The 8,722-nt window shown below is 72.0% G+C and carries 10 protein-coding genes; 6 read left to right on the top strand and 4 right to left on the bottom strand.

The features are described from left to right. Nucleotides 1-130: 130 nt before the first annotated feature. Complete coding sequence (locus ACIBSW_RS21285) at nucleotides 131-1,183, bottom strand: iron-siderophore ABC transporter substrate-binding protein (RefSeq protein WP_354724306.1); 1,053 nt, start codon at nucleotides 1,181-1,183, stop codon at nucleotides 131-133. A gap of 89 nt (nucleotides 1,184-1,272) precedes the next feature. Between ACIBSW_RS21285 and ACIBSW_RS21280 the strand changes: the two genes are divergently transcribed. From ACIBSW_RS21280 to ACIBSW_RS21270, 3 genes are read left to right on the top strand one after another with little or no spacing between them, the layout of a single operon-like run. Continuing rightward, nucleotides 1,273-2,340, top strand: coding sequence for an iron chelate uptake ABC transporter family permease subunit (locus ACIBSW_RS21280; protein WP_354724304.1), 1,068 nt, complete (start codon nucleotides 1,273-1,275; stop codon nucleotides 2,338-2,340). Continuing rightward, nucleotides 2,337-3,374 carry an iron chelate uptake ABC transporter family permease subunit gene (locus tag ACIBSW_RS21275; RefSeq protein WP_354724302.1) on the top strand — a complete coding sequence of 346 codons (1,038 nt, stop codon included), beginning with the start codon at nucleotides 2,337-2,339 and terminating at the stop codon, nucleotides 3,372-3,374. The genes ACIBSW_RS21280 and ACIBSW_RS21275 overlap by 4 nt, the downstream gene beginning before the upstream one ends. A 16-nt stretch (nucleotides 3,375-3,390) precedes the next feature. Next, the gene (locus ACIBSW_RS21270) at nucleotides 3,391-4,215 is read left to right on the top strand and encodes an ABC transporter ATP-binding protein (RefSeq protein WP_354724300.1); all 825 of its coding nucleotides are present in this window, start codon (nucleotides 3,391-3,393) and stop codon (nucleotides 4,213-4,215) included. 60 nt (nucleotides 4,216-4,275) lie between these two features. On the opposite strand, the gene ACIBSW_RS21265 is transcribed toward ACIBSW_RS21270, so the two are convergent. Beyond that, a complete protein-coding gene (locus ACIBSW_RS21265; protein WP_354724298.1) occupies nucleotides 4,276-4,647 on the bottom strand; it encodes a helix-turn-helix domain-containing protein in 372 nt (123 codons plus the stop codon). A gap of 104 nt (nucleotides 4,648-4,751) precedes the next feature. Here ACIBSW_RS21265 and ACIBSW_RS21260 point away from each other — a divergent pair, with 104 nt between their 5' ends. From ACIBSW_RS21260 to ACIBSW_RS21250, 3 genes are all read left to right on the top strand, one after another. Then, nucleotides 4,752-5,117: a DoxX family protein gene (locus ACIBSW_RS21260; RefSeq protein ID WP_354724297.1), complete on the top strand. Its 366-nt coding sequence runs from the start codon at nucleotides 4,752-4,754 to the stop codon at nucleotides 5,115-5,117. 9 nt (nucleotides 5,118-5,126) lie between these two features. After that, entirely contained in the window at nucleotides 5,127-5,513 is a 387-nt protein-coding gene (locus ACIBSW_RS21255) for a VOC family protein (RefSeq protein ID WP_354724312.1), read from the top strand. A gap of 200 nt (nucleotides 5,514-5,713) precedes the next feature. Further along, nucleotides 5,714-6,205: a hypothetical protein gene (locus tag ACIBSW_RS21250; RefSeq protein ID WP_354724295.1), complete on the top strand. Its 492-nt coding sequence runs from the start codon at nucleotides 5,714-5,716 to the stop codon at nucleotides 6,203-6,205. A 64-nt stretch (nucleotides 6,206-6,269) separates the two neighbouring features. Here the strand turns inward: ACIBSW_RS21250 and ACIBSW_RS21245 are convergent, their stop codons facing one another. Further along, nucleotides 6,270-7,691 carry a WGR domain-containing protein gene (locus tag ACIBSW_RS21245; protein ID WP_354724293.1) on the bottom strand — a complete coding sequence of 474 codons (1,422 nt, stop codon included), beginning with the start codon at nucleotides 7,689-7,691 and terminating at the stop codon, nucleotides 6,270-6,272. 108 nt (nucleotides 7,692-7,799) lie between these two features. Continuing rightward, entirely contained in the window at nucleotides 7,800-8,675 is an 876-nt protein-coding gene (locus ACIBSW_RS21240) for a LysR family transcriptional regulator (protein WP_354724291.1), read from the bottom strand. Nucleotides 8,676-8,722 lie beyond the last annotated feature (47 nt).

The raw sequence follows: 8,722 nt of genomic DNA, 5'->3' as shown, positions 1-8,722 counted from the left end.
TGGCTCCCCCCGCTACGCCCTTGTGTTTGGTTTGGGGGCCCGTAAAACCCGGGCGCGCGGGTAACCCCCGAAAAAAACCCGGGGGGGGCCGCGGGCCCCCGCCCGGCCCCCCACCGCGCGTCGTGCTCGGTCAGCCGGCGGCGGCCCGCTCCACGACGGTCGCCGGGTTGCCGTCCACCGCGGCGGCGAGCTGCGGCACGAGCTTGTCGAGCAGCAGCGGCAGGCTCAGCACCGTGACGAACGAGGTGGCCGCGCCGACCAGCTCCTCGTTCTCCAGGTAGACGTCGCGGCCCTCGGTCTTGACCTTGAGCTTGGCGTAGAGCGGGTCGGCCTGCACCTTCGCCTTGTCCGGCGCGTACTTGTCGACCAGCCAGACCAGCGCGCCGGTGTCGAGCAGGTCCGTGCGCTCCTTGCTCAGGTTCGCCCCGAACTCCTTGCCGGTCACCTCGGCGAGGCCCTCGGGCAGCTTGAAGCCCAGGTCGGTGAGGAGCCGGCCGCGCGAGTCCTGCGGGCCGTAGACGTAGTAGCCCTCCCAGGTGGTGGCCATCAGGCCGGTCGCGCCCGCGAACTCCGGGTGCTCCTTGCGGACCGCCGCGAAGCGGGCCTCGACGTCCGCGACGACCTTGTCGGCCTGCGCCTTGCGGCCGACGGCCGAGCCGACCGTACGGGTGAGGTCCTGCCAGCTGACGCCGTAGTCGACGGTGTCCTTCGGCTGCGCGACGGTGGGCGCGATCTTCGACAGCGTCGCGTAGTCCTCAGTGGTCAGTCCGGAGTAGACGGCCAGGATCAGGTCCGGCCGCAGGGCCGCAACCTTCTCGAACTGGATGCCGTCGGTGTTCGTGAGCACCTGCGGTGCCGGCGCGCCGCCGAGCGCGGCCTGCGCCCAGGGCCACACCGCGCCGGGCTTGGTGCCGAACCACTCGGTGGTCGCGGTCGGCACGACGCCGAGCGCGAGCAGGGCGTCCTGCTCGACCAGGCCGACGGTCACGATCCGCTTCGGCTCCGCGCTGACCGTCGTGGTGCCGTACTTGTGCGGCAGGGCGACCGGGAAGCCGGTGGCCGCGGCCGCCGCGCTGGCGCCGCCGCTCTCCTGCGGCTCCGAGTTCGGTCCGCAGGCGCCGACAAGAAGCATGAGTCCGGCCGCCGCCACCGTGGCGGTCCGCCGGATCGTGAATAGCCGCACGGCTGATCCCTTCGTCACGAGGCCCCGGGTCGGCGACCTCGGACGAGAGTGTAGGTTAGCCTGACCTAACTTCACGAGCGGGGAGACCGTTGACACAGGGCACCACCGGCGTACGCCCGGAACAGCGGACGGGCCCGCCGGGCGGGCCACGACGGACGTCCTCGCGATCCGCGCGCCGCTGGACCGGCCTGGCCGCCGGCATCGCCGTCCTGGTCGCGGCGGTGGCGCTGAGCATCGCGATCGGCAGCCGTAACGTCGGCCTCGGCACCGTCTGGCAGGTGCTCTGGCACCCCGACGGCTCGGCCGAATCGGTGATCGTCCACCAGCTGCGCCTGCCGCGCACCCTGCTCGGCGTCGGAGTCGGCGCCGCCCTCGGCCTGGCCGGTGCCGTCATGCAGGCGCTCACCCGCAACCCCCTGGCCGAGCCCGGCCTGCTCGGGGTCAGCCTCGGCGCCTCGACCGGCGTCGTGCTGGCCGTCGCGTTCCTCGGCGTGGCGAACGCCACCGGCTACGTCTGGTTCGCGTTCGCCGGCGCGGCGCTCGCCGCGGCCGCGGTCTTCGCGCTCGGCGGCTCCGCCGGCGCGCACACGCCCGAGCGCCAGATCCTGGCCGGTGTCTCGCTCAGCTCGGTGCTCGGCGCGATCGTCTGGGCCGTCCTGGTCACCCGCCGCGAGGCGTTCGACCGCTACCGGCACTGGGACGTCGGCTCCCTCTCCGACCGCGAGACCGCCACCATCTTGCAGGTGATGCCGTTCCTGCTGGCCGGCATCGTGCTGGCGCTCGTGCTGGGCCGGCAGCTGAACGCCCTCGGCATGGGAGACGAGTCGGCGACCTCGCTCGGCGCGCACCCGGGCCGGATCCGGGCGCTCGGCATCGTCACGGTCACCGTGCTGTGCGGCGCCGCCACCGCGGCCTGCGGGCCGGTCTTCTTCCTCGGCCTCGCCGTCCCCTACGCGGCCCGGATGATCGCCGGCTCCGACCACCGCTGGATCCTGGCCTACTCGCTGGTCATCGGGCCCGCCCTGCTGCTCGGCTCGGACGTGCTCGGCCGGGTCGCGGTCGCCCCCGCCGAACTGCCGGTCGGGGTGGTCACCGCCTTCCTCGGCGCGCCGCTGTTCATCGCGCTGTGCCGCCGACGCCGGCTGAGTGCCCTGTGAGCGCGCACGGCCCGAAGATCGTGCTCCGCGGCGGCGGCCTCTCCGTCCGCCTGCACGTGCGCGCCCTGGTCGCCGGCGCCGCGCTGGCGCTGGTCGCGCTCGCCGTCGCGCTGGTCAACCTGACCAGCGGCGACTTCGACATACCCGTCGCGGACGTGCTCCGCAGCCTCGCCGGGCGCGGCGACGCGGGCACCGACTTCATCGTCTACGAGCTGCGGCTGCCCCGGGTGCTGATCACGCTGCTGGTCGGCGCGGCACTGGCCGTGAGCGGCTCGGTCTTCCAGGGCCTCACCCGCAACCCGCTCGGCAGCCCCGACTTCGTCGGCCTCACCGTCGGCGCGGCGACCGGCGCGCTGGTGGTCATGCTGATCCTCGACGGCGGCGGCATCCAGGTCGCCGCGGGCGCGATCGTCGGCTGCCTGCTCTGCGCGGTGGCGATCTACCTGCTGGCGTTCCGCCGGGGCATGCAGCCGTTCCGGCTCGTGCTCATGGGCATCGGCGTCTCCGCGCTGCTGGAGGCCGCGAACTCCTTCCTGATCTACCGCGGCCGGCTGGACGAGGCGCTCGCCGCGCAGGTCTGGCTCCTCGGCAGCGTCAACGGCCGCGGCTGGACCGAGGTCGTCCTGGTCGCCGCCGCCGTCGTCGTGCTGCTGCCCGTCGTGCTGCACTACGGGCGCCACCTGGGCATGCTCGCGCTCGGCGACGACATCGCCGTCCTGCACGGCGTACCCGTCGGGCGCAGCCGGACCGTGCTCGCCTTCGCCGCCGTCGGCCTGACGGCCGGCGCGACCGCGGCGGCCGGCCCGATCGCCTTCGTCGCGCTCGCCGCGCCGCCGCTCGCCGCGCGGCTGGCCCGCTCGCCGCACGCCGGGATCCTGCCGAGCGCCGCGATGGGCGCCGCGCTGCTCACCGCGGGCGACTGGGCCGCGCAGCACGCGCTGCCGGGCCACGACATCCCGGTGGGCGTCATCACCGCCGCCCTCGGCGGCGCCTACCTGACCTGGCTGCTGTTCCGCGAACGCCGCACCCGATGATGAGGAACCCCCACCCATGACCGACGACGCCCGGCTCAGGGCCACCGACCTCACCCTCGCCTACGACCGCCGGGTGGTCGCCGAGAACCTCGACGTGCGGATCGCCGACGGCTCCTTCACCGTCATCGTCGGCCCCAACGCCTGCGGCAAGTCGACCCTGCTGCGCGCCCTGGCCCGGGTGCTGAAGCCGCAGGCCGGCGTGGTGCACCTCGACGGCAACGCGATCGCCTCCTACCCGGCGAAGCACATCGCCAGGCAGCTCGGCATGCTCCCGCAGTCCCCGGTCGTGCCCGGCGGCATCGTCGTGGAGGAGCTGGTCGCCCGCGGACGGTTCGCGCACCAGCGGCTGATGCGCCAGTGGTCGCGGCAGGACGAGGAGGCGGTGGCCGAGGCGATGCGGATGACCGAGGTCGCCGACCTGGCCGACCGCTTCGTCGACGAGCTCTCCGGCGGCCAGCGCCAGCGGGTGTGGCTGGCCATGGCCCTGGCCCAGCAGACGCCCATCCTGCTGCTCGACGAGCCGACCACCTTCCTCGACCTGTCACACCAGTTCGAGGTCCTCGACCTCTGCGCCGAGCTGCACGAGCAGGGCCGCACCGTCATCGCGGTGCTGCACGACCTCAACCACGCCTGCCGGTACGCGACCGAGCTCATCGTCATGCGCGCCGGGAAGGTGGTCGCGCAGGGCGCACCCGCGGACGTCATGACGGCCGAGCTCGTCGAGGACGTGTTCGCCATGCCGTGCCGCGTGATCGCCGACCCCGAGACCGGAACCCCGATGGTCGTACCCGCCGCCCGTCACCGCCGCCGCGGCACCCCAGCCCCAGCCGCCGTCGCCTGAGCACCCTCCCCTACCGCTGCCCGTTCCTTACCGCGGCCCCTTCCCTACCGCGGCCCCTTCCTATCGCGGCCGATACGCCGCCCGGCTGGCCTCGATGTGTGGGATGTTCTCGATGGCCCAACCGGCGAGGGCCAGCGCGGGCGGGATCAGGCTCTTGCCGGTGGGCGTCAGCGCGTACTCGACGCGGGGCGGCACCTCCGCGTGGACGGTCCGGGCCACCAGGCCGTCGCGCTCGAGGTTGCGCAGGGTCAGCGTCAGCATCCGCTGCGAGATCCCCGGTAGCTGCCGCCGCAGGTCGGTGAAGCGCAGCGTCCCCTGATCGAGGGTCGTCACGATCAGCAGCGCCCACTTGTTGCAGATCCGGTCGAGGATCGCCCGGATCGTCCGGCCGCCGTCTCCCCGGATCAGGCAGGTGTGCTCGTACTGCGACATGACAACCCCCTGTGTCTCAGGCACACGCGTGTGCCTTTTGTAAGCCGTCCCGCGGTCGCGCATCATGTGGTCGCTCTTGTTTCTACGGCATCGAGGGAACCCCCATGGAGATCGCCTACTGGATCACCGCGGCGCTGCTGGCGGCGTTCTACCTGTACGCCGGCGGCATCAAGGTCGCGCAGAGCCGGGAGCGCCTGCGGCCCATGATGGGCTGGGTCGACAGCGTGCCCATGCCCCTGGTACGGACCATCGGAACGCTGGAGCTCCTCGGCGCGGCCGGCCTGATCCTGCCGCCGCTGACCGGGATCGCGCCCTGGCTCGCCGTCGCCGCCGCGATCGGTCTCGCGCTGATCCAGGTCGGCGGCATCGCGGTACACCTGTCCCGCGGCGAGGCCCGGCTGATCGGGCTCAACATCGTCCTGCTCGCGGCCGCCGGCGCCGCCGCCTGGCTCGGCCTCGGGCTACTCTGACCCGTGCGGATGGACCTGGTCGCCCTCATCGTCGACGAGTACGACCCCGCGATCGAGTTCTTCACCGAGGTGCTGCGCTTCGACCTGGTGGAGGACTCGCCGTCGCTGACCAATGACGGGCGGCCCAAGCGCTGGGTCGTGGTGCGCCCGCCCGGCGCGCAGACCGGGATCCTGCTGGCCCGCGCGGACGGCGACCGGCAACGCGCCGCCGTCGGCGACCAGGCGGCCGGCCGGGTCGGCTTCTTCCTCCACGTCGACGACTTCGACGCGGCGTACCGGCGGATGACCGCGGCCGGCGTCACGTTCCTTCGCGAGCCGCGCACCGAGCCTTACGGCCGGGTCGCGGTCTTCCTCGACATCGCCGGCAACCGCTGGGACCTGCTCGGCGACGGCTGACCTCGCCACCGGATATCTACATCGGACACCGAAAGGTAGGACATAAGAGAATGATGCAAATCGCACACTAAATCAATATCTATCAGTTTATAGGAGAAGGTGAGCGATATCCGTAATACTTGGCAACGGCTCTCTCGGAACCGGCCCCGGTCCCGATGAATGAGCAAGGGCCGAAGCCAACCATCAGGAGGAAAGACCGCATGAACCTGTCTCGTTCTCGCACCTCGATGATGCGTACCACGAGCGCCGTCGTAATGGCTGCGGCCGCCATGGTCGCAGTGCTGCCGGGCATCGCCAACGCCACCCCGGCCACCCCTGTCGTAGCCCACACCGCCGCCGCCGACGAGGCCGAGCGCAGCGTGTGGGTCACGCTCAAGAACAAGACCTCGTTGCAGCTCACCCTGGACGATGCCTCCGTCTCGGAGGGCGTCTGGATTCAATTCCCGCCGAACTCCGTCAAGAGGAAGAAGATCGCCAGGTTCGGCACGGAGTCGGACGAGGTCGGCGGCGGCACTTCGGCCAACGTCAGCTATGACACGGAATTCGGTTCGGTCGAGCTCTACTGGCGGAGCCCGGCGTTCGGCGACCCCAAGTTCTCCTGCGACACCCCTGACGGGATCGTCTGCGACTTCGACGAGGATCTCGATGAAAACGCCAGGGTGACTTTCGAGCTATACGAAGAGATTCGATAGACCACGCCGGCCTGACCGCCGGTCCAGCGTCCCGCCCCCGTCAAAGGGCGGGACGCTGACGCGCCTAGAGGAGCCGGCGGATCTCGCCGTAGGCCCGGTAGAAGCCGCCGCGGGACGCCGGACGGACGCCGGTCACCACGTAGCGGCTGCCGCGCTCGCGGATGCCCTTCGGGAACTGGACCTGCCAGTCCTGGTGGTAGCCGGAGGAGACCACCCGCACGCGCAGCCGGCCGTGGTCCTCGACGCACTCGACCAGCACGCCGTCCGCGACGTCGTGGACGATCTCGACCGTGCTGGACGGCGCCACCGCCGGCATGCGCGGGGGCGCCTTCACGTCGATCGCCTGCGGGACGGTGCCGCCCACCGCGGAGCGGATCGCGCTCTCGGTGGCGTCGATGCAGGCCAGCGAGCCGTCCGTGGTGACGATGTAGAGCCGCTCGTTGCGGTACTGCATCGAGTAGGCCGAGCCGCAGCCGGTGCCGAGCTTCCACAGCCGAGTGCCGTCGGCGTCGAAGCAGTAGATGGACGACGCGCTGTCGCCCGCGAAGACGTAGCGGCCGTTCTCCGCGGTGGCGCAGGAGTAGACCGGCGCGTCGCAGCGATAGGTCTGCCGGTGCGACCCGTCCTTGCCAAGCTCGACGATCTGCCGGGTCGCCGTGCCGGCGTAGAGCGTGTCCCGCTCCTGCCAGCCGAACAGGACCGAGCCGGTGCCGGTGTGCCACAGCTCGCGGCCGGTGCGCCAGTCGTAGCTCGTCACGCCGCGGGAGTGGCCGTGGTGCACGGCGTCGGCGTCACAGCGGACCATCCAGGCCGAGTTGCCACGCCCGGGCCGCTGCCACAGGAACTCGTCCTCGTGGTCGATCGCGGAGATCCCGCCGTCGGCGTCCGAGACGCCGAGGACGCCGTCGTGGATGTCGAGCCAGTAGATGTCGATCTCGGGCGCGATCCGGTATGCCATCCGCGGCACCTTGCCGGACAGGTCGTAGACGTTGCCGTCGTCGCAGCCGGCGTAGATCCAGCCGTCGTCGGCGACGATGCACTTGACGCCCTCGGGCAGCCTGAACTGCCGCACCACCTCGGCGTCGTGGCTGAGCGTGGTGATCAGGCCGCTCTCGTTGCCGACCATGCACACGTCGTCGTCGACGAAGACGCCGAACGCGGGGCTGCCCGAGGCGTAGCGCCACAGGACCGGTGCCCGGGTGGCCGTCGAGCGGGTGCTGACGATCTGCCGCCGGGAGACCGCACGCCTCGCCCGGCCGCCCGGCACGGCCGGCGCGTACCCCTTGCGGATCTTCTCGCCGATCTTCTTCGACGCCTCGGCCTTGGCCTTGTCGGCGCTGGTGAACGACGACTGTTTGACCTGGCCGCGCTCGCCGATCCGCCCGAAGCGGACGGTCAGCTCCGTACCGTCGACGGCAACCTCGTAGAACTTGTGCGCACTCCCGGCGTCCTCGGAGAGCTCGAGGTACGTCGTGTCGGCTGGCATCGGAGCCACCTTTCTCCCATGTTCTGCGGCGCGCCCCTCGGCACGTGACTGCGGGGACCGTAGCGGCCGGGTCCGACATTTTCCAGCACCGTCCACTGTCGACGCAGGTCAGCGCGTGGGTGTCCGCAGACGGTCCAGCAGGCCGGCGACCCTGGGGTCCGACAGGGCCGCCGGCTGGTGCACCGCGTGGTAGGTGACCGGCGGCAGGTCGGTGACCGGCAGCGCGACCAGCCCGGGCGGCGCCGGCACGCAGCCGTTGACGACCGCGACGCCGACGCCGAGGGCGACGAAGTGCGTGATCAGCGGCCACCCCTCGGCCTCGACGGCGACCGTCCAGTCCACCCCGGCGGCGCCGAGGGCCCGCTCCAGCAGCGTCCGGTGCGGTCGCGGCCGGGGCGGCAGGACCAGGCTCGCGCCGGCCAGGTCGCGCAGCGCCACCGACCGGCGCCGGGCCAGCCGGTGGCCGTCCGGCACGAGGAGCGTCTGCGGGAACGACGCCAGCTCGACGGCGCTCAGGTCCTCGGGCGGCGCGGCGAGCACCCCGACACCGAGATGCGCCTGTCCGGTACGGACGCTCGCGAGCATCTGCCGGTGGTCGCAGTTGATCAGGCGGAGCCGGGTGGGCCCCTCGGCGAGCACCGCCCGGATCGCATCGCCGAGCAGGTAGAGATAGGCGCCCTGGCCCGCGGCGAGCACCACCGGCCGGCTGGGCGCGAGCCCGGCGAACTCGGCCAGGAAGTGCGCGAGCCGCTCGTCGTGCGCGCGGGCGAACCGGGCGACCGCCGCGCCGTCCGCGGTGAGCACCAGCCGTCGGCCGCTGCGGTGATAGAGCGGCCGGCCGAGGGCCTGCGCCAGCTTGCGGATCTTCACATGCAGGGCGGGCTGGGAGATGTGCAGCTCCGCGGCGGCGTGCGTGAAGTTCAGGTGCTCGGCGAAGACGGCGAACGACGCCAGCGCGTCGGCGGACACCGCGCGCTCATTCATAGCCTGAGACTATAGCCGGGCTGACATCGATAGTTCTGCTGTAGCTC

The organism is Actinoplanes sp. NPDC049668 (genome assembly GCF_044465445.1).
Taxonomy (GTDB): domain Bacteria; phylum Actinomycetota; class Actinomycetes; order Mycobacteriales; family Micromonosporaceae; genus Actinoplanes.
Note: the sequence above shows the minus strand (reverse complement) of the source record. Positions and strands in the feature narration are given on the sequence as shown.